At 63.0% G+C, this 24,529-nt stretch carries 24 protein-coding genes; 20 read left to right on the top strand and 4 right to left on the bottom strand.

The genetic code is table 11. The annotated features are described in order from the left end of the window. Window positions 1-154 precede the first annotated feature (154 nt). The 6 genes from JQ600_RS13720 (at window position 155) to JQ600_RS13695 (ending at window position 5,115) form a co-directional block, all read left to right on the top strand. Complete coding sequence (locus tag JQ600_RS13720) at window positions 155-1,357, top strand: VWA domain-containing protein (protein WP_212265926.1); 1,203 nt, start codon at window positions 155-157, stop codon at window positions 1,355-1,357. 13 nt (window positions 1,358-1,370) lie between these two features. Next, a complete protein-coding gene (locus tag JQ600_RS13715) occupies window positions 1,371-1,700 on the top strand; it encodes an XdhC family protein (protein WP_212387000.1) in 330 nt (109 codons plus the stop codon). Beyond that, on the top strand, window positions 1,697-2,401 hold the full coding sequence (locus tag JQ600_RS13710; RefSeq protein ID WP_212386998.1) for an XdhC family protein: 705 nt from the start codon (window positions 1,697-1,699) through the stop codon (window positions 2,399-2,401). Before JQ600_RS13715 ends, JQ600_RS13710 begins: the two co-directional genes overlap by 4 nt. Then, window positions 2,398-4,002: an NTP transferase domain-containing protein gene (locus JQ600_RS13705; protein WP_212386996.1), complete on the top strand. Its 1,605-nt coding sequence runs from the start codon at window positions 2,398-2,400 to the stop codon at window positions 4,000-4,002. Before JQ600_RS13710 ends, JQ600_RS13705 begins: the two co-directional genes overlap by 4 nt. A 210-nt stretch (window positions 4,003-4,212) precedes the next feature. Then, window positions 4,213-4,602, top strand: coding sequence for a DUF4189 domain-containing protein (locus tag JQ600_RS13700; protein ID WP_409410657.1), 390 nt, complete (start codon window positions 4,213-4,215; stop codon window positions 4,600-4,602). Window positions 4,603-4,704: 102 nt separating this feature from the next. After that, complete coding sequence (locus JQ600_RS13695; RefSeq protein WP_212386984.1) at window positions 4,705-5,115, top strand: DUF2000 family protein; 411 nt, start codon at window positions 4,705-4,707, stop codon at window positions 5,113-5,115. A gap of 26 nt (window positions 5,116-5,141) precedes the next feature. On the opposite strand, the gene JQ600_RS13690 is transcribed toward JQ600_RS13695, so the two are convergent. Together JQ600_RS13690 and JQ600_RS13685 are read right to left on the bottom strand one after the other, a co-directional pair. Next, window positions 5,142-5,342, bottom strand: a complete 201-nt coding sequence (locus JQ600_RS13690) for a hypothetical protein (protein WP_212386982.1) — start codon at window positions 5,340-5,342, stop codon at window positions 5,142-5,144. 115 nt (window positions 5,343-5,457) lie between these two features. Continuing rightward, complete coding sequence (locus JQ600_RS13685) at window positions 5,458-6,447, bottom strand: tripartite tricarboxylate transporter substrate binding protein (RefSeq protein ID WP_212386980.1); 990 nt, start codon at window positions 6,445-6,447, stop codon at window positions 5,458-5,460. A 394-nt stretch (window positions 6,448-6,841) separates the two neighbouring features. Here JQ600_RS13685 and JQ600_RS13680 point away from each other — a divergent pair, with 394 nt between their 5' ends. From JQ600_RS13680 to JQ600_RS13655, 6 genes are all read left to right on the top strand, one after another. Then, the gene (locus JQ600_RS13680; RefSeq protein WP_212386978.1) at window positions 6,842-7,576 is read left to right on the top strand and encodes a TetR/AcrR family transcriptional regulator; all 735 of its coding nucleotides are present in this window, start codon (window positions 6,842-6,844) and stop codon (window positions 7,574-7,576) included. Beyond that, window positions 7,573-8,373: an HlyD family secretion protein gene (locus JQ600_RS13675; RefSeq protein WP_212386975.1), complete on the top strand. Its 801-nt coding sequence runs from the start codon at window positions 7,573-7,575 to the stop codon at window positions 8,371-8,373. The genes JQ600_RS13680 and JQ600_RS13675 overlap by 4 nt, the downstream gene beginning before the upstream one ends. Beyond that, window positions 8,370-9,314, top strand: coding sequence for an ABC transporter ATP-binding protein (locus JQ600_RS13670; protein ID WP_212386972.1), 945 nt, complete (start codon window positions 8,370-8,372; stop codon window positions 9,312-9,314). Before JQ600_RS13675 ends, JQ600_RS13670 begins: the two co-directional genes overlap by 4 nt. Beyond that, a complete protein-coding gene (locus JQ600_RS13665; protein ID WP_212386970.1) occupies window positions 9,311-10,477 on the top strand; it encodes an ABC transporter permease in 1,167 nt (388 codons plus the stop codon). Before JQ600_RS13670 ends, JQ600_RS13665 begins: the two co-directional genes overlap by 4 nt. A gap of 118 nt (window positions 10,478-10,595) precedes the next feature. Beyond that, entirely contained in the window at window positions 10,596-11,906 is a 1,311-nt protein-coding gene (locus JQ600_RS13660) for an adenylate/guanylate cyclase domain-containing protein (RefSeq protein WP_212386966.1), read from the top strand. A gap of 10 nt (window positions 11,907-11,916) precedes the next feature. Then, the gene (locus JQ600_RS13655) at window positions 11,917-12,831 is read left to right on the top strand and encodes a PhzF family phenazine biosynthesis protein (protein ID WP_212386963.1); all 915 of its coding nucleotides are present in this window, start codon (window positions 11,917-11,919) and stop codon (window positions 12,829-12,831) included. A 119-nt stretch (window positions 12,832-12,950) separates the two neighbouring features. Here JQ600_RS13655 and JQ600_RS13650 read toward each other — a convergent pair whose 3' ends face one another. Beyond that, on the bottom strand, window positions 12,951-13,412 hold the full coding sequence (locus JQ600_RS13650; RefSeq protein ID WP_212386960.1) for a DUF488 family protein: 462 nt from the start codon (window positions 13,410-13,412) through the stop codon (window positions 12,951-12,953). Window positions 13,413-13,591: 179 nt separating this feature from the next. Here JQ600_RS13650 and JQ600_RS13645 point away from each other — a divergent pair, with 179 nt between their 5' ends. Continuing rightward, window positions 13,592-14,566 (top strand): tripartite tricarboxylate transporter substrate binding protein, encoded by a 975-nt coding sequence (locus tag JQ600_RS13645; RefSeq protein ID WP_212265913.1) that lies wholly within the window; start codon window positions 13,592-13,594, stop codon window positions 14,564-14,566. Between the two features lie 94 nt (window positions 14,567-14,660). Here JQ600_RS13645 and JQ600_RS13640 read toward each other — a convergent pair whose 3' ends face one another. Next, complete coding sequence (locus JQ600_RS13640; protein ID WP_212265912.1) at window positions 14,661-15,485, bottom strand: DUF72 domain-containing protein; 825 nt, start codon at window positions 15,483-15,485, stop codon at window positions 14,661-14,663. A gap of 344 nt (window positions 15,486-15,829) precedes the next feature. Between JQ600_RS13640 and JQ600_RS13635 the strand changes: the two genes are divergently transcribed. The 7 genes from JQ600_RS13635 to JQ600_RS13605 all read left to right on the top strand — a co-directional run bounded on the left by JQ600_RS13635 (window position 15,830) and on the right by JQ600_RS13605 (window position 24,454). Continuing rightward, entirely contained in the window at window positions 15,830-16,552 is a 723-nt protein-coding gene (locus JQ600_RS13635) for a Crp/Fnr family transcriptional regulator (protein WP_249133207.1), read from the top strand. Between the two features lie 525 nt (window positions 16,553-17,077). Beyond that, window positions 17,078-18,514, top strand: a complete 1,437-nt coding sequence (locus JQ600_RS13630; protein WP_212386955.1) for an ABC transporter substrate-binding protein — start codon at window positions 17,078-17,080, stop codon at window positions 18,512-18,514. 9 nt (window positions 18,515-18,523) lie between these two features. Beyond that, window positions 18,524-19,495: an ABC transporter permease gene (locus JQ600_RS13625; RefSeq protein WP_249133196.1), complete on the top strand. Its 972-nt coding sequence runs from the start codon at window positions 18,524-18,526 to the stop codon at window positions 19,493-19,495. Window positions 19,496-19,497: 2 nt separating this feature from the next. Beyond that, complete coding sequence (locus tag JQ600_RS13620; protein ID WP_409363275.1) at window positions 19,498-20,370, top strand: ABC transporter ATP-binding protein; 873 nt, start codon at window positions 19,498-19,500, stop codon at window positions 20,368-20,370. Window positions 20,371-20,498: 128 nt separating this feature from the next. Further along, window positions 20,499-21,866 (top strand): arylsulfatase, encoded by a 1,368-nt coding sequence (locus tag JQ600_RS13615; protein WP_249133195.1) that lies wholly within the window; start codon window positions 20,499-20,501, stop codon window positions 21,864-21,866. Window positions 21,867-22,000: 134 nt separating this feature from the next. Then, entirely contained in the window at window positions 22,001-22,879 is an 879-nt protein-coding gene (locus JQ600_RS13610) for a formylglycine-generating enzyme family protein (protein WP_212387308.1), read from the top strand. A gap of 63 nt (window positions 22,880-22,942) precedes the next feature. Then, window positions 22,943-24,454: a SulP family inorganic anion transporter gene (locus tag JQ600_RS13605; RefSeq protein WP_212265908.1), complete on the top strand. Its 1,512-nt coding sequence runs from the start codon at window positions 22,943-22,945 to the stop codon at window positions 24,452-24,454. The last annotated feature ends 75 nt before the right edge of the window (window positions 24,455-24,529 follow it).

Here is a 24,529-nt window from a genome sequence, read left to right as displayed (position 1 = left end):
GGGCTCTCTCCGAATGCTCAGGCGACGAAGTTTGGCATTGGCGGAAACAGCGAATGCAAGTTGAACAGTGTGCTTGTTGAGGCAGCCCCCACCCCAACCCTCCCCCGCAAGCGGGAGAGGGGGCGCACCGCCCGCTTGAGAGAGTAAGTGCACGATGTCGATTGACCACCTCAATCCCCCGACGGGCCAGATGGCCGACAACGTCGTCGGCTTTGCCCGCGCGTTGCGTGCCGCCGGGATTCCGGTCGGGCCGGGCGCGGTCATCGATGCGCTCAACGCGCTGCAGGTGATCGAGATCGGCAACCGCGCCGACGTCTACGCCACGCTGGAAGCGATCTTCGTCAAGCGTCACGAACATGCGCTGATTTTCAAGCAGGCTTTCGACCTGTTCTTCCGCGCCGCCGAAGAGTGGAAGTCGATGCTGGATTCGGTGCCGCTGCCGGACCACGCCAAGAAAAAACCGCCGCCGGCCTCGCGGCGTGTGCAGGAGGCTTTGGCGCAACCCTCGATGCGCGAGGAAGCCCCGCAGGCCCAGGAGCAGGAACTGCGGCTCTCCGTCTCCGACAAGGAGATCCTGCAGAAGAAAGATTTTGCGCAGATGAGCGCGGCCGAGATCGCCGAAGTGACGCGCGCGATTGCGGACATGCGATTGCCGCAAGCCGAGCTGCGCACCCGCCGTTACCAGCCGGACGCGCGCGGGCTCAAGCTCGATATGCGCCGGACGCTGCGCGGGTCCTTGCGCACCGGCGGCGAGATCATCGACATCCGAAAGCTGGGGCGGATCGATAAGCCAGCGCCGATCGTGGCGCTGCTCGATATCTCCGGGTCGATGAGCGAATACACCCGCCTGTTCCTGCATTTCCTCCATGCCATCACCGACGCCCGCAAGCGCGTCTCGGTGTTCCTGTTCGGCACCCGCCTCACCAACGTGACGCGTTCCTTACGGGCGCGCGATCCCGACGAAGCGCTGGCGCGCTGCTCGTCCTCGGTCGAGGACTGGGCCGGCGGCACCCGGATTGCTACCTCGCTGCACTCGTTCAACAAATTGTGGGGCCGGCGCGTGCTCGGGCAGGGCGCCATCGTGCTGCTGATCTCAGACGGGCTGGAGCGCGAGGCCGACGACAAACTGGCGTTCGAGATGGACCGGCTGCATAGGTCTTGCCGCCGTCTGATCTGGCTCAACCCGCTATTGCGCTATGGCGGCTTCGAGGCCAAGGCGCAGGGCATCAAAATGATGCTGCCGCACGTTGACGAATTCCGTCCGGTGCATAATTTGAGTTCAATGGAAGGGCTGATTGCGGCGCTTTCGTCGCCGCCTCCGCCCCATCATCGCAGCGTGATCCGATCGGCAGCTTGAAAAGAGGCCCGCTATGCTCAATCGCGACGAAGACATCCTGCAGGCCGCCGAGGCCTGGCAGAAGGCCGGCCATGGGGTTGCGCTGGCGACCGTGGTCGAAACCTGGGGCTCGGCGCCGCGCCCGGCCGGCTCCAGCCTCGTCATCAATGACAACGGCACCTTCCTGGGCTCGGTGTCCGGCGGCTGTGTCGAGGGCGCTGTCGTCACCGAAGCGCTCGACGTGATCGCAAGCGGCCAGCCCAAAATGCTCGAATTCGGCGTGGCGGACGAGACCGCCTGGAATGTTGGCCTAAGCTGCGGCGGCACCATCCGCGTCTTCGTCGAGAAGGTGGGCCAGTCGTGAAACTGCAAACACTCTCTGAAGTGAACATCGAGCGCGCCGCGCGGCGGCCGGTGGTCGTGATCACCGATACCGCCAATGGCGACCAGCGCCTCGTCAAGGCAAAGGACATCGCGACCGATCCCCTGCGGGCTGAGCTTTCAAAGCAGTTGCGCATGGGCAAGAGCGGCATGATCGAGGCCGGCGGCAAGAAACTGTTCCTCAATGTCTATGCGCCGACCGCGCGGCTCGTGATCGTCGGCGCTGTCCATATCAGCCAGGCGCTCGCGCCGCTGGCGCGCTCGCTGGATTACGACGTCACGGTGGTCGATCCGCGCACCGCGTTCGCGAGCCCCGAGCGTTTTCCGGATGTGCCGCTGATCGCCGAATGGCCCGACGTGGCGTTGCCGCCGCTCAATGTCGATCATTACACCGCGTTCGTTGCGGTCACGCATGATCCCAAGATCGACGATCCGGCGCTGCTGCATGCCTTTGCGCGCGACTGCTTCTATATCGGCGCGCTCGGTTCGCGAAAAACCCACGCCAAGCGTGCCGAGCGGCTGAAGGCGCAGGGCGCATCGGACGCCGACATCGCGCGCATCCATGCGCCGATCGGCCTCAACATCGGCGCGGTGTCGCCGTCGGAGATCGCGGTCTCGATCATGGCCGAGATCACGGCGGAGCTGCGGCTGCCGAAGGAAACTGCGAAAGAGCAGGCGGCATGAAGTTCGGCCCCGCCAGTCCGGCCGACGCGATTGGCGGCGTCACCGTGCATACGCTGCGCCAGGGTGCCTTGGTGCTCAAGAAGGGCACGTCCATTGGTCCCGGTGAGGTCGAGGCGCTGACCAAGGCCGGCGTCAAGGAAATCGTCGTGGTGCGCCTGGAAGACGGCGATGTCTCCGAAGACGTCGCCGCCGCCAGCATCGCGCAGGCGGTGGCGGGCGACGGCGTCAATGTCGAGCGCGCCTTTACCGGTCGTTCCAACCTGTTCGCCGCGCAGGCCGGCGTGCTGGTGGTCGATCGCGCCGCGGTCGACCGCATCAACGGCGTCGATGAAGCCATTACCTTTGCGACCCTTGCCGCCTTCAAGCCGGTGGTCGAGGGCGAGATGATCGCGACCGTCAAGCTCATTCCGTTCGGCGTCGAAGCGAAACTGCGCGACGCCGCCGTTGCCGTTGCGGGCAAGGGCGCCCTGCGGATTGCTCCCTATACCACCAAGCGCGTCGGCGTGGTCTCGACCCTGCTGCCGGGCCTGGCGCCGAAGGTCATCGAGAAAACCCTGCGCGTCACCGCCGAGCGCCTGGCGCCGGCGGGTGCGACCATCATCGCCGAGCGACGCGTGCCGCATGACGAGACCGTGCTCGCCGCCTCGATCAAGGAATTGCTCGGCCTCGGCGCGGAGCTCGTCATCGTGTTCGGCGCGTCCGCAATTGCCGACCGCCGTGACGTGATCCCGGCTGCGATCACTGAAATCGGCGGCGCGATCGAGCATTTCGGCATGCCGGTCGATCCTGGCAATCTGCTGCTGATCGGCAGCGCTGGCGGCGTGCCTGTATTGGGTGCACCGGGCTGCGCGCGTTCGCCGGTCGAAAACGGCTTTGACTGGGTGCTGATGCGCCTGCTCGCAGGCCTGAAGGTGACGCGCGCCGAACTCACCGGCATGGGCGTCGGCGGTCTGCTGATGGAAATAGTGACGAGGCCACAGCCGCGCACCGTTGCCGACATCGAAGCCAGCCGCAACGTCGCGGCCATCGTGCTCGCGGCTGGCCGTTCGACCCGGATGGGCGGTCCGAACAAGCTGCTCGCCGAGCTCGACGGCAACAAGCTGGTGCGGACCGTGACCGAGCACGCGCTGGCCTCGAAGGCGATGGAGGTGATCGTCGTCACCGGCCATCAGGCCGACCTGGTCGAGCAGGCATTGGCCGGCTTGAGAGTGAAATTCGTCCGTAACCCGGATTTCGCCGGCGGGCTCGCAAGCTCCGTCAAGGCCGGTATCGGGGCGGTGCCCGCGAATGCCGACGGTGCGCTGGTGTGCCTCGGCGACATGCCGCTGATCGATGCCAAATTGATCGACCGGCTAATCGAGGCGTTCGAACCGGATCGCGGCCATCTGATCGCGGTCCCGGTCAGCGACGGGCGGCGCGGCAATCCGGTGCTGTGGTCGCGGCGCTTCTTCCGCGAATTGATGACGCTGGATGGCGACGTCGGCGCCCGCCACCTCATCGCCAAGCATGCCGAAGCCGTGGCCGAAGTCCCGGTCGAGGGCGAAAGCGCGTTTCTCGATATCGACACGCCACAGGCGCTGGAAGCGGCACGGCGGGGGTAGGCGGCTTCGTAGGGTGGGCAAAGCGAAGCGTGCCCACCTTCACGACGACGGTTTCGGAGAGATGGTGGGCACGGCGCAATTGCGCCTTTGCCCACCCTACGAACTAAGGGCGTTATTGGTTCGTTAACACCCTTTTTCAACCTTCCATTCACCAAGTCTCAACTCCCCAGGGCTAGATTCCGCCCGCTGTCTTGGGGGATGGGGATCTTGATCGTTTCGACCGCTGCCGCGCAACGCCGCGCGCTGTTCATTCTCGCGCTCACTTTGGTGATCGGCGCGTCGCGCTTCGTCACCGAAAGCTGGGCGGCCGGCGCGTTGGCGGTCGGCAAATGCGGCGCCTATGGCCAGGCCTATGACTATCCCGCCGAAGCGACCGCGCGCGCCGCCGCCCTGAGGCAATGCAAGGGCGACTGCACCGCCGTGACCATGAAGCGCGCCTGCGCCGCGTTCGCGATCGACATGGCCAAGCCCTGCGGCGCCCATGGCTATGCGGTGAAGCCGAAGATATCGAGCTCGCTCAACGCCGCGACCAAGAAGTGCTACGAATTCGGCGGCAAGGAATGCGTGATCCGCGCCTGGGCCTGCGACGCCAAGGGGTGACCTCTTGCGTCATTCCGGGGCGCGTCGTAGACGCGAACCCGGAATCTCGAGCTTCCGGGTTCGCCGCTGCGCGGCGCCCCGGAATGACAGCGGAAAAACCCCATGCAATTCGACACTAAAATCGCGGTCGTGATCCGGACCGATCTTGAACCGTGGCAGAAGCTCAACGTGGCTTCGTTTCTGGCCGGTGGCATTGCCGCTTCGTTTCCCGAATGTATCGGCGAGCCCTATGGCGACGGCTCCGGCACGAAGTATCTGTCGCTGATCGGTCAGCCGATCCTGATCTACGGCGCCGATCGCGCCGCGCTGTCGCGGGCGCTGGAACGCGCGCTGGCGCGGGACGTGACGCCTGCGGTCTATACCGAGGACATGTTCAAGACCACGCATGACGCCGCCAATCGCGAGGTGGTGAAAGCGGTGATCCGCGCCGAACTCAATCTGGCGGGGCTCGCCATGCGCGCCGAGCGCAAGGTGATCGACAAGATCGTCGATGGGTTGAAGTTTCACAGCTAGCTCGTGTCGAGCCTGGCGCTTTGCCGTCAGGCGGAATCGCCGCCGCCGCCCGCAGCGCCCGCGCCGATTCCCGACCCGATCGAGGTGCCAATCACTGGACCAAGAAAAACGCTGGAGGCCTGGGCGCAGAAATACGCGCGGATCACGCCCAGCGAGAGCATTCCGCCTGCGACGTGATCGAGATCGTCGATACCAAGTTCACGAACTTCACGGTTCGATGTGGTCATGTTTCACCCCTGCGGCCTTCGGTGAGATTCACCTCAGGCCGCCAGGGTACGCCAATCAAGGCCGGCCATCTGTGCCTGACGTCACGCTGGTTCCGGCAAGATGGCTGCGGCCAAATCAGGCCGGCGGCAAGCCGAGCGCCTGTCCGGCTTCGATCCAGACCGGCAATTCGCGCTGATACAAGGCGTTGCTTTCCTTGAAGCCGATTGCCGGTTCGAGCACGAAGGTCGACAGAATTTCCTTCACCTTCGGATCGTTGTTGGCCGCCACGCAGAGTTCGGACAACCGGTCGACGATCGGCTGCGGCGTCGCCTTCGGCACCGCCCAGCCCGAAAAGCCGCTCACGGTGAAGAATTTCGAGGACGCGCCGAGTTCAGGCAGGGTTTTCACGTTAGGAATCGCGTCGACCTTCTTGGAATGCACCGCGAATACGACGCCGGCGTTGCTTTGCAGGACGGATTGCGCGGCCGTGTAGCTGCCCATTGCGACGTCGAGGGTGCCGTCCGCGATGCCCGTCCACATCGGCGCTTCACCCCGGTAGTGGATCGGCTCGATGTTGAGACCATACTGCTTGTTGAGTTCATTGATGGTGATGTGCGGGGAGGAGCCGGCGCTGTAGGTGCCGAAGTTCATCTTGCCGCTCTTGCGCGCGAAAGCGACGAAGTCGTCGAATGTCTTGATGCCTGATTTCGTGCTTGCGACCAGCAGCAGCCCGGCGCCCGGGATGATGCTGACGAGTGCCAGGTCCTTGTCCATGTCATAGCCGGGGTTCTTCATCATGACCCGGTTCATCACAAAAGTCGTCGAGATCGAGCACAGGATGGTGTGGCCATCCGGCTCAGCGCGTGCGACTTCCTGAGCACCAATCGAACCGGAGGCGCCCGCCTTGTTTTCGACGACGACGGTCTTTCCCACCTGTCTGGAGATGTAATCGCCGAAGCCGCGCGCCAACAGGTCGGTCTGCCCACCCGCCGGGTAGCTGCAGACCATCCGGATTTGCCGCGACGGCCACGCGCCTTGCGCCGAGGCTCCGCGCAACAGGAATGGCGACGCGGCAGCGGCGGTACCGGCAGCGATGAAGTGACGGCGATTGAATTTCGTTAACATGATTCCTCCCTGAATTGGCGGGGAGGGTATCGCATCGTCCGGCTTCCGCCACGTGTGAAAGGCGGGACAGATTGGCGCAGCGCAGCGAATACCGGAGTGTCGCCGGTGAATATGCATGCTCGCGTGCGCTTCTTTGTTCGATTGCACGTTAGACCGCGGATGCAGCCCGCATCCGGCATCTCTGCGTTCTAATCGAGGGCAATCTGTTCAAGGACTCGGGGCGTGTCGCGCCGCGGAAGGCGAGCCCGTGTTCGGGGCGCGCGAGTGCGTGGCGAGATGGATTGCTTCGCTGCGCTCGCAATGACGGCTGCACGACCAAATCCTCACGGGGACGTGAAAACGGCAATTTCAGTCCGATATTGACAATGACTGACCGGTCAGTCATATATGGATCATGAGCAAAACACACCACAGCACCCGACGTCCGTCCAAACCGGCCAAAAGCCGTGTTGTGAGCAGGGCTGCCGCCGCCAAGAGCCCGAAAGTGGTCTCGGCGAAGGTTGAGCCCGCAAAGCCCGCCTCAAACCGGGCCGAACGCGCCGCCGAGCGGCGCGGGGCCATTATCGAGGCAGCGATGGATGAATTCATCGCGCGCGGCTTTGCGGCCACAAGGCTCGACGACGTCGCCAAGCGGGCAGGCGTCGCCAAGGGCACGATCTATCTGCACTTCAAGGACAAGGAAGCGCTGTTCGAGGAATTGATCCGGACCGCGATCGTTCCGCTGGTCAACCGTCTTGCCGCGGCGGGGCCGCCGCCGGCTGGCGTCTCGATCCGCGACATGGTGGAGAACTTTGCCCGGGCCTTCATCCATGACGTGGTGACGACGCGGCGTGGCGACATCGTGCGCCTGATCGTTGCCGAAGGGCCGCGATTTCCCGATATCGCCGATTTCTACTACCGCGAAGTGGTCTCGAAAGGGATCGCCGGCATGCGCGCGCTGATCGAACTCGGCGTTATCAGCGGCGAAATCCAGCAGAAGAATCTGGCGCGCTTTCCGCAGATCCTCGTGGCGCCGGCCATCGTCGCGATCATCTGGCAAAGCCTGTTCAGCAAACATGCGCCACTCGATGCGAACGAGATGTTTCGCGTTCATCTCGATCTGATTTTTGGCGAACGGAGGACGACATGACTTCGTCGCGGAAGCCCTTTTCGAAAGCGACGGTCATTTTTGCCGCGCTCGCGCTCGCCGCCGTGCTGACCGGCTGCAAGGAGCGCAAGGATCCCGGCTTTCAGGGCTGGGTCGAAGCCGACATGATCTTCGTCAGCCCCGACGAATCCGGGCGCGTGACCAAGCTCAGCGTGCGGGAGGGCGACGAAGTGAAGCCCGGCATGCAGATCTATTCGGTCGATGACGAACTGCAGAAGGCCGATCTCAACCAGCACAATGCGACGCTGGCCAATGCCCAGCAGACCTATGACCGTGCGGCGTCTTTGTCCAAGACCGGTTCGGGCACCCAGGCCAATCTCGACTCCGCGGTCTCGGCGCTGCGGGTGGCGGAGGCGCGCGTCAACACTTCGCAGACGCGGCTGGCCCGGCGCAACGGTTTCGCGCCGGTCGCCGGCACCATTCAGCAGATCTATTTCCGCGAAGGCGAGATGGTGCCGGCGCAGCGGCCGGTGTTGTCGATCATGCCGCCCGGCAACATGAAGCTGCGCTTCTTCGTGCCGGAGACGCAATTGCCGAAGCTTGCGATCGGCGACGAGGTCAAGGTGACCTGCGACAATTGCGCGGGCGATCTTACCGCAAAAATCTACTTCATCGCGACGACGGCGGAATATACCCCGCCGGTTATCTACAGCCTCGATGAGCGCAGCAAGCTCGTCTATTTGATCCAGGCGCGACCGAACAAGCCGGCCAGTCTGCGCGTCGGCCAGCCGATCAGCGTGTTCGTCAATGCGCCGATACCGGTGGCGGACAAGCGATGAACACAGCACCGTCAACCGCGCCTGATATTGCGATCAATGTCGAGGGTCTGTCGAAATCGTTTGGCGGCCGGGCGGTCGTGCAAAACCTCTCGATGCAGGTCAAGCGCGGCTCGATCTACGGCTTCCTCGGTCCCAACGGCTCCGGCAAGACCACCACCATCCGCATGCTCTGCGGCCTGCTGACGCCGGATTCCGGCGAGGGCACCTGCCTCGGCTACGACATCCGCCGCGAGGCAGACAAGATCAAGCGCCAGGTCGGCTACATGACGCAGCGCTTCAGCCTGTACCAGGACCTCTCGGTGCGCGAAAACCTGGAGTTCGTGGCGCGGCTCTACGGCCTGCCCAACGCGCGGCAAGCGGCGCGCGACATGATCCAGCGCATCGGCCTCAACGGCCGCGAGGAACAACTCGCGGGCGAGCTTTCCGGCGGCTGGAAGCAGCGGCTGGCGCTCGGCGCCTGCACGCTGCCCAACCCGCAATTGCTGCTGCTGGACGAGCCGACCGCCGGCGTCGACCCCAAGGCGCGACGCGATTTCTGGAACGAGATCCATGCGCTCGCAGCCGACGGCCTGACCGTGCTGGTTTCCACCCATTACATGGACGAGGCGGAGCGCTGTCACGAGATCGCCTATATCGCCTACGGCAATCTGCTGGCGCATGGCACGGTCGATGAGGTGATCGCGCAATCGGCGTTGTCGACCTGGACGGTCACGGGCGACGATCTCAATGGTCTTGCCGCTGAACTGTCCGGCAAGCCCGGCGTCGACATGGTGGCGCCGTTCGGCACCAGCCTGCACGTCTCCGGCCGCGACAAGGCCGCGCTCGAATCCAGCGTCGCGCCCTACAGGGATAACAGGGGGTGGAACTGGCAGCATGGAGATCCGTCGCTGGAAGACGTGTTCATCGATCTGATGAGCCGCTCAAAGGACAATTTCCAATGAGTACGACCGACACAAGCAGCGGGCGCCGCAATGTCCGGGAGCCGTCATTCGGCTTCTGCTGGCGCAGCTATGCGATGCTGGTGAAGGAATTCATCCAGCTCCGCCGCGACCGGGTCTCGTTCGCGATGATCGTGATGCTGCCGGTGATGCAACTCGTGCTGTTCGGCTTTGCGATCAACACCACGCCGCGCCATTTGCCGACCGCGGTGTTGCTGCAGGAAGACAGCGACCTGGCGCGTTCGATTCTGAAGGCGATGGAGAATACTGCCTATTTCCGCTTTACCCATGAAGTCCACAGCGTCGCCGAGTTCGACGATCTCCTGCAATCCGGCAAGGTGCTGTTCGGCGTCGAAATCCCGCGCGGTTTTGAGCGCGCGGTGCGGCGCGGCGATCATCCGGCGCTGCTGGTCGCCGCCGATGCGACCGATCCGGTGGCGGCGGGCTCGGCCCTGGGCACGCTCAACGGCATCGTGCAGACCGCATTGGCGCACGATCTGCAGGCGGGCGATCCGCCATCGACGCCGTTCGAGATCCGCGCCCATTCGCGCTACAATCCGGCGGCGTCCTCGCGGCTCAACATCGTGCCGGGCCTGGTCGGCACCATCCTGACCATGACCATGCTGATCTTCACGGCGCTATCGGTGACCCGTGAGATCGAGCGCGGCACCATGGAAAGCCTGTTGTCGATGCCGATCAAGCCGGTCGAGGTGATGTTCGGCAAGATCATACCTTACGTGATCGTCGGCTTCGTTCAGGCAACGCTGATCATCGGCATCGGCGTGTTGTTGTTTGGCGTGCCCATTCTCGGCAGCCTGGCCACGCTGGCGCTGCTGACGACGCTGTTCATCACCACCAATCTTGCGATCGGCTACACCTTCTCGACCATCGTGCAGAACCAGTTGCAGGCGATGCAGCTGTCGATGATGTTCTTCCTGCCCAGCATTCTGTTGTCCGGCTTCATGTTTCCGTTCGCCGGCATGCCGAGATGGGCGCAATATATCGGCGAGTGCCTGCCGCTGACGCATTTCGTTCGCATCGTCCGCGCCATCATGCTGAAGGGCGCGACCATCCAGAATTTGCAGTACGACACCATTGCTCTCATTGCACTGATGCTTTTGGCGATGACGATCGCCGTGACCCGCTTCCGTCGCACGCTCGATTGATGCAGAATATGATACGCGACGTCATTCCGGGGCGCCTCGAAGAGGCGAACCCGGAATCCAAGGATTCCGGGTTCGATGCTGCGCATCGCCCCGGAATGACAGGGTGGGGAATGGTCGGATGCTGGGGCTATGGGGCAATAGAAGTGAGAAGCCTGTGGTGTTATCCGCTGACTTTCAGCACGCGCTGACGCAGCAAATCCTGCGGACCGAGCTGATCCGGATCAAGGCGCTGATCGGGACCACCGTCCTGATCGGGTCACTGATCCTCATCGTCCATGTGCTCGATCCCAATGCGATCCAGAAGCTCTGGCACGGCCGCTTCGATCCGAGCGAGCTCTACATCGTCCTGGTCCCGTTCGTTCTGTTCGAACTCTGGGTCCACTCCGTCATCACCCGGCACCTCGGCAAGGACCAGGACCTGCCGGTTTACCGGCGCTATGTCGGTGTGCTGGTCGAAACCTCGATGCCGACGCTCGCTTTGGCGATGCATATCGACAGCATGGGTCCGGTGGACGCGCTCGGCTTCGCGGTGCCGCTGACCTATTTCATCTTCGTCATTCTGTCGACGCTGCGGCTGGATTTCTGGCTCTCGACCTTCACCGGATTCGTTGCCGCGGCCCAGCTGCTCGCCATGGCAATGCTCTATCGTCGCGCCGGCAGCGCCGATCCGCCGCCGGACCTGTATTATCACTCGGTGCGCAGCGTCATCATCCTGATTTGCGGGATGCTGGCGGGCGCGGTCGGCGTTCAATTGCGCCGGCAGTTCGAAGCCAGCATTCTCGCCGCGACCGCGCGTGACCGCATCACCAACCTGTTCGGCCAGCACGTCTCGCCGCAGGTGGTCGAGCGTCTGATGGCCGAGGGGGCGGCGACCGGCAGCGAAATCCGGCGTGTCGCCGTCATGTTCGTCGATTTTCGCAGTTTTACCGCGGGCGCCAGCACCCGCACCCCGCAGGAAGTGGTGGACCGCCTCGATGGTGCATTCGCCGTGCTGGTCGACATCCTCGACCGCCACGGCGGGATCGTGAACAAGTTTCTGGGCGACGGCTTCCTGGCGCTGTTCGGCGCCCCGTTCGACGCAGGTAACGCCGCGCACCGCGCGGTGGCCGCTGCGCGCGAAATGCTCGAGGCGAACGAGCGCGCCAACCAGGCGTCCAGCTGGCCGCTGCGCATCGGCATCGGCATTCACGTCGGCGAGGTCGTCGCCGGCAATATCGGCTCGCCGCGGCGCAAGGAATACACCGTGATCGGTGACACCGTGAATTTCGCCAGCCGGCTCGAGGCGCTCAATAAGGATTTCAATTCGCAGTTCCTGATCTCCGAAGCGGTTCACGACGCGCTCGGAGAGGAATGTCGCGATGCGGTCGCGCTAGGTGAGGTTCCGGTCAGAGGCTATGAGCGGCCGATGACCGTGTGGCAGTTGGGATAGGAGAATGGCAATGCAACGGCGTTACATCACCGTCGACGTGTTCACCGATCGGGCCTTCGGCGGCAATCCGCTCGCCGTGGTGCTCGATGCCGGCGGGTTGTCCACGGCGCAGATGCAGGCGATCGCCACCGAGTTCAATTATTCCGAGACGACCTTCGTGCTGCCGCCGGCCGACCGCGCCAATGACGCACAGGTTCGTATCTTCACCGTGAACCGCGAGCTTCCGTTTGCCGGCCATCCCAATGTCGGCACCGCCTACGTGCTGGCGACGCAGGCTGCTAAACCACCGGTGCGACTGCTGTTCGAGGAGGGCGCGGGCCTCGTCCCGGTCGAAATTGCGACCGAACAGGGCAGGGTCGTCAGCACCGAATTCACGGCGCCGCAGCCGCTGAAGCGGATGTCGCATCTTGGCGCCGAACAGGCGGCTTCCTGCCTGTCGCTGTCGGCGAGCGACGTGAAGGTTGATCGGCATCCGCCGCAGATCGTCTCGGTCGGGCTGGCGTTCCTCGCCGTCGAACTCACCTCACGCGAGGCGCTGCGCCGGGCGAGGCCGAATGCGGAGGGATTCGCAAAAACCTTCCCGTGCGACGGCAGCGATGCGGTCTATTTCTATACGCGCGACGTGCCGGCAGGCGAAAAACCCTGCGAGTTGCAGGCGCGGATGTTTCATCCCGGCGCCAGCGGGCTTTCCGAAGATCCCGCCACCGGCAGTGCCACCGCCGCTTGCGCGGCGCTGCTCGCGGACATCGATCCGTTGAAAGATGGCGAACTGAAATTGCGGATCGGCCAGGGTGTCGACATGGGGCGGCCGAGCCTGTTGCTGACGCGCGTCCGCAAGCAAGACGGCGCGGTCGCCTCCATCCATGTCGGCGGCGCCAGCGTGCAGATGATGGAGGGCACGTTCCGGCTGGCCGGCGAGGGGTGAGAAACCATTTCGTTCGTCGTTCCGGGATGGTGCGTTAGCACCAGACCACAGATGCGCAATTGCGCATCGGGGAATCTCGAGATTCCGGGCTCGCGCTCCGCGCGCCCCGGAATGACGAGTCACACCTGCCGCGCCGCCAGATTCTCCACCTTCACGCCATCGCGGTCTTCGATGATTTCGGCGATCCATTGCCGGTGGCACTGCTGATGGTCGCGCTCGTAGCAGAGAATGCAGACCGGACCGGACTTCTTCACCAGCGCCGACAATTCGTCGAGTTCCTCCTTGGCCTGCGTTGTCTTCAGATGCGCCGAATAGATCTTGTGCAGCAGATCGAACTTGCCGCTGCGCGCCGCCTCGCGGCCGGTCTTCGGCGTACCCAGGCCCTTCAGATGCAGATAGGAAATGCCGCGCTCGTCAAGGCCGGCCGCGAGCTGGTTCTTGGAAAAGCCCGGCCGCCGTGACGCGGCCACCGCGCGCACGTCGACCAGCAGCTTTACGCCGGCGCTTTCCAGTTCATCGAGCACGGCCTTGGCCGGCGTCTGCTCATAACCGATGGTGAAGAGGCGATTCCTGCGTGCCATGTCGGTGTCCCGGCGCCGTTGTCCCGACGTCAGGCTAGGTCACCCCGCAACGGATTTCCATAACCGCGGAGGTTATGCCGCAGCTGCCCGGCCGCCAGATGCGTTGCCGCCGGGTGCGCCATGTCGCATAGTCGCGAAAACAGCGCCTGTCGATGGCCGGTTATATCGGGGGAAATACGATGCATGGATTTTGCCGCTCGCTGACGTGGATGGTCGCAGTAGCGCTGCTGGTTTGCGGCGGCGCGGCGCGGGCGCAGGGCACCTATCCCGACCGGCCCGTTAAAATCATCGTCCCGATCGGTCCCGGCGGCAGCTACGATCTGGTCGGGCGGCAGCTTGCCGACGTGCTTTCCAAGCGTATGGGGCAGGGCTTCGTGGTCGAGAACAAGCCCGGCGCCGGCACCGTCGTGGGGACGCAGGCCGCGAGCCAGAGCGAACCGGACGGCTATACGCTGGTGGTCGGCGGGCTCTCCAACATGGCCTTCAATTCGGCGCTGTATTCCAAGCTCGGCTACGACCCACTGAAGGATTTTGTGCCGGTCGCGCTGGTCTACAAGTTCGGCTATGTGATGGTCGGCCGCAAGGATCTGCCGCAGCCCAAGCTGGTGGATATCGTTGCCGCGGCGAAAGCCAGCCCGGGCTCGATCTCGGTGGCGACCGCCGGCGTCGGCACCGGCCAGCAACTGGTGGCGGCGGCCTTCATGAAAGCTGCGGGCGTGAAGCTGCTGGAAGTGCCCTACAAGGGCTCGCCGCCGGCGTTCACCGATCTGCTGGCGGGCCGCATCGATCTGTTCTTTGACTCGATGGCGGCAGGCCTACCTCACGTGCAGTCCGGGCAGGCAAAGGGCATCGCCGTGCTGGCGTCCAAACGCAGCCCGCTGGCGCCCGACGTGCCGACGATGTCGGAAGCCGGCGTTCCCGGGCTCGATGTCGATTCCTGGCTCGGAATCTTTGCGCCCGCCAAGACTCCGCCGGAAGTGATCGCAAAACTGCGCCGCGATATCCGCGCCTCGTTGCCCGACCTCAAGGAGCGTTTCGAGAAGAGCGGCGGCGAAGTCTGGGACCTGCCGGACGACAAGCTCAATGCCTTTGTCGCGTCCGAATACGAGACCTGGACCAAGCTGATCCGCGAGGCCGGCATCAAGCTCGACTGACGGGGAGGTATTCTCTTGACGCGTTTTCTTTACGCGAACCGGCAATCCACCCCGGATCAAGTCCGGGGCAGGCTTTCGCTCGAAAACGCTATGCTTACTTCACCCGCTCGATCAATTCCATTGCGCCCGCGGGCGCGCGTACCTTGCCCTCGTGGATCACGTAAGCGAAGACGTCGCGCGGCGCCTTCTTCGGCTTGGCCGCATCGACGCGCGGCAGGTCGTCGGGCTCGCTTCCCGAAGCCCAGGCCTGAAACCGCTTCGCCCAGGCGTCGAGCTGTTTTGGCGGGTAGCAGGTCTTGAGCTCGTCATTGCCCTTCTGCAGCCGCGCATAGACGAAGTCGCTCGCGATATCGGCAATCGCCGGATATTTGCCGTGCTCGGCGAACACGACGGGCGTTTCGAACTTTCGCAGCAGCGCGATGAAATCGGGCACGCAAAAACTGTCGTGGCGGACCTCGACCACGTGACGCAGCGCGCGGCCCTCGAGTTTTCGCGGCAGCAGTTCGAGGAACTTGCCGAAGTCGGCTTCGTCGAATTTCTTGGTCGGCGCGAATTGCCACAGCACGGGGCCCAGCCGGTCGCCGAGTTCCAGCACGCCTGAATCATAGAACCGCTTCACGGAGTCGCCGGCTTCCGCCAGTACGCGCCTGTTGGTGGCGAAGCGCGGTCCCTTCAACGAGAACACGAAACCGTCGGGCACTTCACGCGCCCATTTGCGAAAACTCTCCGGCTTCTGCGAGCCGTAATAGGTGCCGTTGATCTCGATCGAGGTCAGCTTCGACGCGGCGTAGGACAACTCCTTCGCCTGCGTCAGCTTCTCTGGGTAAAATACACCGCGCCACGGCTCGAAGGTCCAGCCGCCGATGCCTATGAAAATGTTGCCGCTGGTTTTTGCGGACGATTTTGCAGGTTTGCTCACCGGGGGCTCGTTACGAAGGAGGGATGATTGCGGACCGATCTTAATCCAGATCGGACCTAATTGGCCAGATTGCCGCAGGCAAAGATGCGTCGGAAGTGCGGGATAGAAGCCGGGCGCTGCGGCGCGATATATGGACACAGACGCCGGTTCGGCCGACAATACACGCAGAACTTGGCGCGCCAATTGCAAACCTTTGCAACGTAGCAGGCCGTAGGCCCAGGAACTTTTCCGTTCATATCGACGCAGGTTCGGAGTTGGCTACGAGCGGATACATGACAAGCAAACATCAACCATGGCAACGAGAGACCAAGGGCGGCGGGCAAGCCCAGTTCGGGGCCTTGCTGATGACCGATGGTGGAACGCAACGGAGCGGGCCGCCGTCGCTGTTCCATGGCCTCACCGAGTCTGAAATCGCGCAGGTGTTGGGCTCCGGAAAACGCAAAGTGCTCTACCGCGGCGCCCAGCTGTTCAGCCAGGGTAGTCCGCAAGACGGCATCTTCCTGATCGAGAGCGGCCGCATCAAGGTGTTCTACATCGCCCCATCGGGCCGCGAGATCACGCTCGCCTATTGGCACTCCGGCAATTTCGTCGGCGGCCCCGAGGTCTTCAAGCAAGGCCTGCACATCTGGTCGGGGGTCGCCGCCGTCAACAGCACCGTGCTGCATTTGCCGGGCGATATCCTGCGCCGGATGGTGCTCACGATCCCCGCGCTCGCGATCGGAATCATCGAGGGCCTGACTTTCAAGGGACAGTGCTATTCGGCACTCGCCCAGATGCTCGGAACGCGCTCGCCGACCGAAAGGCTGGCGCAGCTGCTGCTGCATCTGATGAACCTGTATGGCGTTGAAGAACGCGAGGGGTCGCTGATTGCCGCCTCATTCACGCATGCCGATCTCGCGCACATGACCGGCGTGACGCGCCAATCCGTCACCATCAGCCTGAAGCGATTTACCGAGCTGGGAATCCTGCACGCGCACGGCTCCAACCTCGTCATCAAGGACGCGGACAGGCTAAGCGATATCCGCGACGGCAAGCTCGCCAAGGCCGCGGCCTCTGACGACATCTGAAGCGAGCGCCTAGCAGTGAGTCCCGCGTCAAACCGCCGCTGATGACGGCGGGCTTCCAGACCTTTGCGGGCTGAGTCCTGTCTGATCGCAATGACTAATTTATAGACATTTAGCCCGCCGGATAACCAAGACGGGCGCAAAATCTGTTCATTAATTGAGCATCCGCAAATTTCTTAGCAATAGGTTGCTGGTTGGAGGCGTTCGTCGTTTCGGATTCTGAGGAGGCCGTTCAGAACTTGCTGACCGGACGTGATCACGTCCGTGATGGAAGCAAGCGAGTTTGCGGCAAATGACGCCTACCACTCCCTTCGTTAGCCACGCCCTTCGCGAACCGGGCCTTCGCGAACCGAAAGCCGTCCGCGCCGTCAGGATTGGTCTGATGGCATGTGGTTTGCACCATCAAGGTCATCAAGCCAGTCAGTCAGCTCAGCGCCGAGTAACCCTGCCGCCCTTCGCAGCGGCCGGGGGATTGCGCATGGGCCATGCAAGTCACACCGCACAGTTTGGTTCGAAAGGATTTGTCTCATGAGCATCGGCCCTGCGTCTAAACTCTCTGGCTTCCTTCCTTTGATCGCTGCGGCAGCCATCGCATTGGCGCCCGGACAGGCGAGCGCGCAGACTCTCGAGATCGGGATCGGCACACAGAATACGACGACCAACACCGTGACCGGCGGCGTCGTGCTGAAAGAGCTTGGACTCTTGGAGAAGCACCTGCCGAAGACCGGCAAGTACAAGGACATCCAGTACAAGCTGAGCTGGCAGAACGCTACTTCCGGTCCGCCGATCACCAACGGCATGATGGCCAACAATATCCAGATCGGCATGATGGGCGACTACCCGCTGATGGTGAATGGCGCCACCGGGCAGGCGACCAAGAACGAAACGCAGCTCGTCGCGATCATCGCCTACAACGCATTTGGCGGCGGCAATGGCATCGTCGTCCACAAGGACTCGCCGTTCTACGAACTCGCCGATCTCAAGGGCAAGAACGTGTCGGTGCCGTTCGGCTCCGCAGCGCACGGCATGATGCTCACCTCGCTGCAGAAGCGCGGCCTGCCGCCCGATTTCTGGAGCCTGGTTTCGCAATCGCCGGAAGTCGGCACTACCAATCTGCAGGAAAAACGTATCGACGCGCATGGCGATTTCGTTCCGTTCGCCGAGCTGCTGCCGTTCAAGGGCTTTGCCCGCAAGATCTATGACGGCGCCGAAACCAAGGTGCCGACCTTCCACGGCGTCGTCGTGCGCAAGGACTTCGGCGAGAAATATCCGGAGATCGTGGTGGCCTACATCAAGGCGTTGATGGAGGCGAACGACTGGATGCGCAAGAACCCGAAGTTTGCGGCCGAGAAGATCGAGGAGTGGACCAAGATCAACAAGGAAGTGATCTACATCTTCCTGGGTCCCGGCGGCGTGCACACGCTCGATGCGACCATCAAGCCGAAATGGGTGGAAGCTGTCGGGGCCAATTACGCGATCCTGCAGAAGCTCAACATGATCAAGGAACTGAACGTCGGCGCCTGGGTCAACGACGGCTATGTACGGACCGCCTACAAGGAACTCGGGCTCGACTACGACAAGCAGCTTGCTGCGTATGACACCTATAACGTCACCGGCACCGATCCGGTCTGCAACACGCCGGTCAACAATCCCCTGCAAACCGGCGAGATCTGGATCCAGGGCGGCGACATCGTGCCGTTCAGCTCACCGGTCTGCACGCTGCTCGGCGTGAAGAAGTACGGCTCCGAAGGCAAGAAGTTCAACGCCGTCTATCTGGTCGACCGCGAGCTCGGCATCAAGGTGTTCGCCGACGCTGCGTTCTATTCGGTCGGAGGCCAGGATCCGAAGAAGCCGGATGTCGTGCCGTTCCTGCTCAAGAAGGATGCGGAAGCCTATGCGGCCAAGAATGGCGGCAAGCTTGCCACCTATGCCGAAGTCCTCGGCGCCATCAACCTGGGGCAATAGGGGAATCCGATGGGCAGCACGGCAACAGCCAAGATTGTGGCGCTCCCTATGGTCGACAAGCACGCCGATCCCGAGCCGGTGGCGGTGAAAGCCTCCGCAGCCCAAATGTCCGCATCGGAAATTCCGGTGCCGGAACCGGAGCCGATCCCCACGGTCTCGCTGACCAAGGTGTTTCTGGGCCTGCTCGGATACGTGACCCGCGAGCGGATCATCACGGCATTGCTTGCCTGCATCTCGATCGGGGCGCTGTTCCTGTTTTGGTATCTCGGCACCAAGTACAAGTTCGAATTCTACATCCGCTTCAAGAATGTTCCGACGCCCTATGAGGTGTATCAGCAGCTGACGCAGGTCGGGCTGTCGAACAAATACCTGTTCAATATCGCCATGAGTGTTCGACGCATTCTGTTCGGCTTCATGATCGCGACCATCATCGGCGTGCCGCTCGGGCTTGCGATCGGCAAGTACGAGCGCGTGCGTGACTTCTTCATGCCTGTTGTCGAGATCATGCGGCCCATTCCGGCGATCGCCTGGGTGCCGATGTCGATCATGCTGTGGCCGAACAACGAGGCCAGCATCGTCTTCATTACCTTTATCGGCGCTTTCTTTCCGATCCTGCTCAACACCATTCACGGGGTTCATTCACTGGATGGCGTGCTGGTACGGGCGGCTCGCTGTCTCGGCGCCAGCGAAATCCGTCTGTTCATGAACGTGATCCTGCCTGGCTCGCTGCCGCACATCTTCACGGGTCTTGCCGTCGGCATGGGCGTGGCCTGGGTCTCGCTGATCGCCGCCGAGATGATCTCGGGTCAATTCGGCGTCGGCTACTTCACCTGGGAAGCCTACTCACTGGTGGACTATCCCGCGATCGTGCTCGGCATGATCACGATCGGTGTCCTTGGACTGGCGTGCAGCGGCATCATCCGGATGGTTGGCGTCCTCCTGATGCCCTGGCTCGCATTCGCACCCGGAGGCCGGCGATGAGCATGACCATGGCGGAAACCGAAGTCAGCAAGGGCTTCATCGACGTTCGCGACATGGGCGTGACGTTCGGCGCCAACGACAACAAGGTCGTCGCCGTCGATAATGTCTCGCTCAACGTGCAGCCGGGCGAGTTCGTCTCGCTGATCGGACCTTCCGGCTGCGGCAAGTCGACCTTGCTCAGCATCGTCGCCGGCTTCGTCAAGCCGACCCGCGGCGAGGCGTTGCTCGATGGCAAGGCGATCACCAAGCCCGGTTCGGACCGCGGCGTCGTGTTCCAACAATACTCGCTGTTTCCGTGGCTGTCGGTTCGCAAGAACGTCGAGTTCGGCCTCAAGATGGCCGGCGTCGAGCAAAGCAAGCGCAACACCACGGCGCGGGCGCTGCTTGATCTGGCGGGGCTGCTGTCGTTCGAAAACCATTATCCGGATCAACTGTCCGGCGGCATGAAGCAGCGCATCGGCATCGTCCGTGCACTGGCGACCAGCCCTCAAGTCCTGCTGATGGATGAGCCGTTCGGCGCGCTGGACACGCAGACACGCGTCGTGATGCAGGAGATCCTCACCAACATCTGGCAGCAGTTCCGCATCTCGGTGCTGTTCATCACGCACGATATCGAGGAATCGATTTTCCTCTCCGACCGCATCTACGTCATGACCGCGCGCCCGGGCCGCATCAAGGCCGTCATCAAGGTGCCGCTGCCGCGTCCGCGAACGGCCGAGATGACCGACACGCCGGAGTTCATGAACCTGGTGCAGGAGCTCAAGGGTCTGATCCGGGAAGAGTCGCTCGCCGCCATGGCGCCGGAGATCAAGGATCGAGGCCTATCTGGCTTTGGAATGAAAGTGGGACCGAAAGGAGTAGGCGAAATCTTCTGACGTAACTTGAACGTCGCGGCCTGACAGGCGCGAACCCAAAAATCGATCACAGCAATCAAGCACGGCCGCAAACAGGCGCGCGCGTCAACGATGACTCACGCCTGGCGTCCATCAAATCGGAGCATTCAATGGCAAAGAAACCAAACATTCTGTTTTTCCATGTCGACAATCTGGGCATGGGCGAACTCGGTTGCTACGGCGGCGGCATTCTGCGCGGCGCCGATACCAAGCGCATGGATCAGTTCGCAAAGGAAGGCGCCAAGCTGACGCACTACGTCGTCGAGCCGCAGTGCACGCCGACGCGTTCGGCGCTGATGACCGGCCGTTTCCCGATCCGTTCGGGCAACCACACCATCGCGCTCGGCGGCAATGGCGGCGGCATTGTCAAGTGGGAGCGCACCATCGGCACCATCCTGTCGGATGCGGGCTATGCGACCTCGATCTACGGCAAATGGCACATCGGCGCCGAGGACGGCCGCTTCCCGACCGACCACGGGTTCGACGAATGGTACGGCCCCTTGCGCACCTATGACGAATGCATGTGGCTGACCGACCCGCATTATGTCGCGGAGCGCGACGGCTTCTCGCACATGCATGAAGGCGTCAAGGGCAAGGGGGCCTGGCCGCTGCTCGATGAGCAGCTCACCATGGAGACCAAGAAGACCTGCGACCTCGAATACCAGAAGCGCGCCATCAAGTTCATGGAAAAGTCCGTCAAGGCGGACAAGCCGTTCTACTGCTACTTCAACCACTCGCTGATGCACTTCCCGATGAGCCCGCGCGACGAATTCGTCGGCAAGAGCACCAATGGCGACTGGGGCGATTGCCTGCTGATGTTGGACCATGATTTCGGCGTGCTGCTCGACAAGCTCGACGAACTCGGCGTTCGCGACAACACTATCGTCGTGATGTGCGGTGACAACGGCGCCGAGGACCATCTCGCCGGACGCGGCACCGGCGGCTTCTTCGACGGCTCGTATTTCAGTTCGGCGGAAGGCGGCATTCGTACGCCGCTCTTGATCCGCTGGCCGAACCACATCAAGCCGGGCACCGAAAGCAACGAGATGGTTCATGTCACCGACATGTTCACGACGCTGCTGTCCATGACCGGTTGCGAAGCGCCCAAGGATCGGCTGATCGACGGCGTCGACCAGAGCGAGTTCTTCCTCGGCAAGAAGGAAACGTCCAACCGCGAGTCCTGCATCGTCTGGCTCAAGGACGAGCTGCACGCCGTGAAGTGGAAGGACTTCAAGATCAACTTCAAGCGGCAGCAGCACTTCCACGATCCGGAGCTGGCGCTCGGATTTGCCCGCATCACGCATCTGAAGGAAGACCCGAAGGAGCGTGACGCCGTCAACCAGCGCTACGTTCGCTGGTGGGTGATGCAACACGCCCAGCGCATCATCCGCGACTTCGAGGAGAGCGCCAAGAAGGAGGAACTGATTCCGCCGGGCGCGGCACTCGATTTCGTGCCGAAGCAGCGCCAGAAGGCTTGACGACGATGTCTGCACCGACGATAGCGGCTGACGCCGCGCAGGGTGCAGCCGGCAATCGCCGGGGAGCGGGCTGCTGCTCGCTCCCTGGCCAACCAAACACGGGCGTGACATCAGGCACAATCAACCGCGATACCATGGTCTGGATCCCGGGCGGCTCTTTCCTGATGGGCTCCAACAGCTTCTATCGGGAGGAACGCCCGGTGCGTCCCGCCTCCGTCGACGGCTTCTGGATCGACACCTATCCCGTCACCAACGCCGAGTTTCAAAAATTCGTTGAGGCGACCGGATACGTCACCTATTCCGAGCGCCCGCCGAACCCGTCGATGTATCCCGACGCCGATCCGGAAATGCTGGTGCCGGGCTCGCTGGTGTTCAAGAAGCCCGATCGTCCGGTCAACCTGCGCAACAATCTCGCCTGGTGGGAATACAGACCCGGCGCCGACTGGCGGCATCCGCTGGGGCCGGAGAGTTCGATCGCAGGATGCGAAAATCATCCTGTCGTGCATGTGGCTTATGAGGACGCGCTCGCTTACGCGGCGTGGGCCGGCAAGGAGCTTCCGACTGAAGCAGAGTGGGAGTTTGCGGCGCGCGGTGGTCTGGAAGGCAAGGCCTATCCCTGGGGCGACGCCTCCAATCCGGACGGGCAGTTCATGGCCAATACCTGGCAGGGCCATTTTCCTTACCAGAATTCGGCCGATGACGGCTACGAGGGCACATCGCCGGTCGATGCGTTCCCGGCCAACGGCTACGGCCTGTTCGACATGGTCGGCAACACCTGGGAATGGACGTCGAGCCCCTATGGCGCCGCGCAGGAGCAGCAACAGCAATCGTGCTGTCATCCGAAGCCCGGCGACGACAAATCCGTGCGCCGCGTGGTGAAGGGCGGTTCGCATCTGTGCGCGCCGAATTATTGCCTGCGCTACCGGCCGTCGGCGCGCCAGGGCGAAACCGTGGATTCTTCCACCTGTCATATCGGCTTCCGCTGCGTCGTGCGTCAACCACCGGGCACCTGACGAGTATCCCTTTTCGCAACCCGCGAGGCCGGAGCATCGCCCAACATCTTTTGGAAGTTTCCCATGCAAGTCGCCAGCACCACGACCAACGCGCAACTCCAGTTTGAAGACTCGCCGTCGATCGGCGCGGTGCTGCGTGCGCCCAACCTTTTCGTCCGCGAGTCCCTGGCCGGCATAGTCACCGCGCTGGCGCTGATTCCGGAGGTGATCTCGTTCTCCTTTGTCTCGGGCGTCGACCCCAAGGTGGCGCTGGTCTCCTCCATCGTGCTGTGCCTGGTGATGTCGGCGCTCGGTGGCCGGCCTGCGATGGTCACCGCGGCGGCGGGCTCGATCGCGCTGGTGATCGGGCCGATGGTGAAGGTGCATGGCGTCGGCTACATCCTGCCGACCATCCTTTTTGCCGGTGTCATCCAGATCGTCTTCGGACTCGCCGGACTGGCGCGGGTGATGCGCTTCGTTCCGCGTTCGGTGATGATCGGTTTTGTGAATGCGCTCGGCATTCTGATCTTTGCGGCGCAGGTGCCCCACATTTTCAACGTACCGTGGCTGGTCTATCCGCTGTTCGCGCTGACGATCGCGGTTGTCCTCATCATGCCCCGTTTCACGACGGCCGTGCCGGCGCCGCTGGTCGCGATCATCGTCGTGACCGCGATCGTGATGGTGGGGCATCTGACCGTGCCCAATGTCGGTGGCGAGGGCGCCATGGCGCCGGGGCTTCCTGGCTTTACTGCGTTCATCGTCCCGCTCAACCTTCAAACGCTCAGCATCATCTGGCCGACCGCGCTCAGCGTCGCCTTTGTCGGCCTGCTGGAGACGCTGCTGACGGCGAAGCTGGTCGACGACCTGACCGATACCCGCTCGCACAAGGGCAAGGAGTCCTGGGCGCTCGGCGTCGCCAATATCGCGGCCGCATTCTATGGCGGCATCGGCGGATGCGCGATGATCGCCCAGACCGTCGTCAACGTGAAGATCGGGCAGGGCCGCACCAGGATATCGACGGTGGTCGCCGCAATCGTGCTGCTGGTGCTGGTGACCGCGCTGAGCGACCTGATGGCGCAAATTCCGATGGTGGCGCTCGCCGCCGTCATGATGATCGCAGCCCTCAAGACCATCGATTGGCACAGCATCACGCCGGCGACGCTGAGGCGCATGCCGATCCCGGAAACGCTGGTGATGGTCCTGACCGTTGCCGTCACGGTTGCCACCAGCAATCTCGCGATCGGGATCGCCGTCGGGGTGTTGCTGGCGATGGTGTTGTTCGCGCGCCGGGTCGCCCATGTCATCCGTGCGGACCGCACGCTCAGCGAAGACGGCCTTTCGGTTCGCTATCACGTCCATGGGCCGCTGTTCTTCGGCAGCAGCAACGACCTCGTCGAGCGCTTCTCCTACGGCGCGGATCCCAAGCGCGTCCTGATCGATCTCACCCATTCCCAGATCTGGGACGCTTCGAGCGTCGCGGCGCTGGATTCGATTGAAACCAAATACCGCGACCATGGCGCGTCAGTCACGTTCGTCGGGCTCGACCAGCGCAGCTCCTCGTTCCACGAGCGGCTGACCGGCCAACTCGGCGCCTGAATTTCGGAACGCGGAACGAGAAGGAGCTTCCGATGGCAATCTTCCAATGGCTGTCGACATTCGCCCGCAGGATGA

It is taken from the genome of Bradyrhizobium sp. AUGA SZCCT0176, assembly GCF_018130145.1.
Taxonomy (GTDB): domain Bacteria; phylum Pseudomonadota; class Alphaproteobacteria; order Rhizobiales; family Xanthobacteraceae; genus Bradyrhizobium.
This window is presented reverse-complemented; position numbering and strand designations above follow the sequence as displayed.

Excerpts from the sequence above, each read along its gene's own strand:
- JQ600_RS13720 (WP_212265926.1), top strand. The coding sequence starts at position 155 with ATGTCGATTGACCACCTCAATCCCCCGACGGGCCAGATGGCCGACAAC.
- JQ600_RS13715 (WP_212387000.1), top strand. The coding sequence starts at position 1,371 with ATGCTCAATCGCGACGAAGACATCCTGCAGGCCGCCGAGGCCTGGCAG.
- JQ600_RS13705 (WP_212386996.1), top strand. The coding sequence starts at position 2,398 with ATGAAGTTCGGCCCCGCCAGTCCGGCCGACGCGATTGGCGGCGTCACC.
- JQ600_RS13695 (WP_212386984.1), top strand. The coding sequence starts at position 4,705 with ATGCAATTCGACACTAAAATCGCGGTCGTGATCCGGACCGATCTTGAA.
- JQ600_RS13690 (WP_212386982.1), bottom strand. The coding sequence starts at position 5,342 with ATGACCACATCGAACCGTGAAGTTCGTGAACTTGGTATCGACGATCTC.
- JQ600_RS13685 (WP_212386980.1), bottom strand. The coding sequence starts at position 6,447 with ATGTTAACGAAATTCAATCGCCGTCACTTCATCGCTGCCGGTACCGCC.
- JQ600_RS13680 (WP_212386978.1), top strand. The coding sequence starts at position 6,842 with ATGAGCAAAACACACCACAGCACCCGACGTCCGTCCAAACCGGCCAAA.
- JQ600_RS13675 (WP_212386975.1), top strand. The coding sequence starts at position 7,573 with ATGACTTCGTCGCGGAAGCCCTTTTCGAAAGCGACGGTCATTTTTGCC.
- JQ600_RS13670 (WP_212386972.1), top strand. The coding sequence starts at position 8,370 with ATGAACACAGCACCGTCAACCGCGCCTGATATTGCGATCAATGTCGAG.
- JQ600_RS13665 (WP_212386970.1), top strand. The coding sequence starts at position 9,311 with ATGAGTACGACCGACACAAGCAGCGGGCGCCGCAATGTCCGGGAGCCG.
- JQ600_RS13660 (WP_212386966.1), top strand. The coding sequence starts at position 10,596 with ATGCTGGGGCTATGGGGCAATAGAAGTGAGAAGCCTGTGGTGTTATCC.
- JQ600_RS13655 (WP_212386963.1), top strand. The coding sequence starts at position 11,917 with ATGCAACGGCGTTACATCACCGTCGACGTGTTCACCGATCGGGCCTTC.
- JQ600_RS13650 (WP_212386960.1), bottom strand. The coding sequence starts at position 13,412 with ATGGCACGCAGGAATCGCCTCTTCACCATCGGTTATGAGCAGACGCCG.
- JQ600_RS13645 (WP_212265913.1), top strand. The coding sequence starts at position 13,592 with ATGCATGGATTTTGCCGCTCGCTGACGTGGATGGTCGCAGTAGCGCTG.
- JQ600_RS13635 (WP_249133207.1), top strand. The coding sequence starts at position 15,830 with ATGACCGATGGTGGAACGCAACGGAGCGGGCCGCCGTCGCTGTTCCAT.
- JQ600_RS13630 (WP_212386955.1), top strand. The coding sequence starts at position 17,078 with ATGAGCATCGGCCCTGCGTCTAAACTCTCTGGCTTCCTTCCTTTGATC.
- JQ600_RS13625 (WP_249133196.1), top strand. The coding sequence starts at position 18,524 with ATGGGCAGCACGGCAACAGCCAAGATTGTGGCGCTCCCTATGGTCGAC.
- JQ600_RS13620 (WP_409363275.1), top strand. The coding sequence starts at position 19,498 with ATGACCATGGCGGAAACCGAAGTCAGCAAGGGCTTCATCGACGTTCGC.
- JQ600_RS13615 (WP_249133195.1), top strand. The coding sequence starts at position 20,499 with ATGGCAAAGAAACCAAACATTCTGTTTTTCCATGTCGACAATCTGGGC.
- JQ600_RS13610 (WP_212387308.1), top strand. The coding sequence starts at position 22,001 with ATGGTCTGGATCCCGGGCGGCTCTTTCCTGATGGGCTCCAACAGCTTC.
- JQ600_RS13605 (WP_212265908.1), top strand. The coding sequence starts at position 22,943 with ATGCAAGTCGCCAGCACCACGACCAACGCGCAACTCCAGTTTGAAGAC.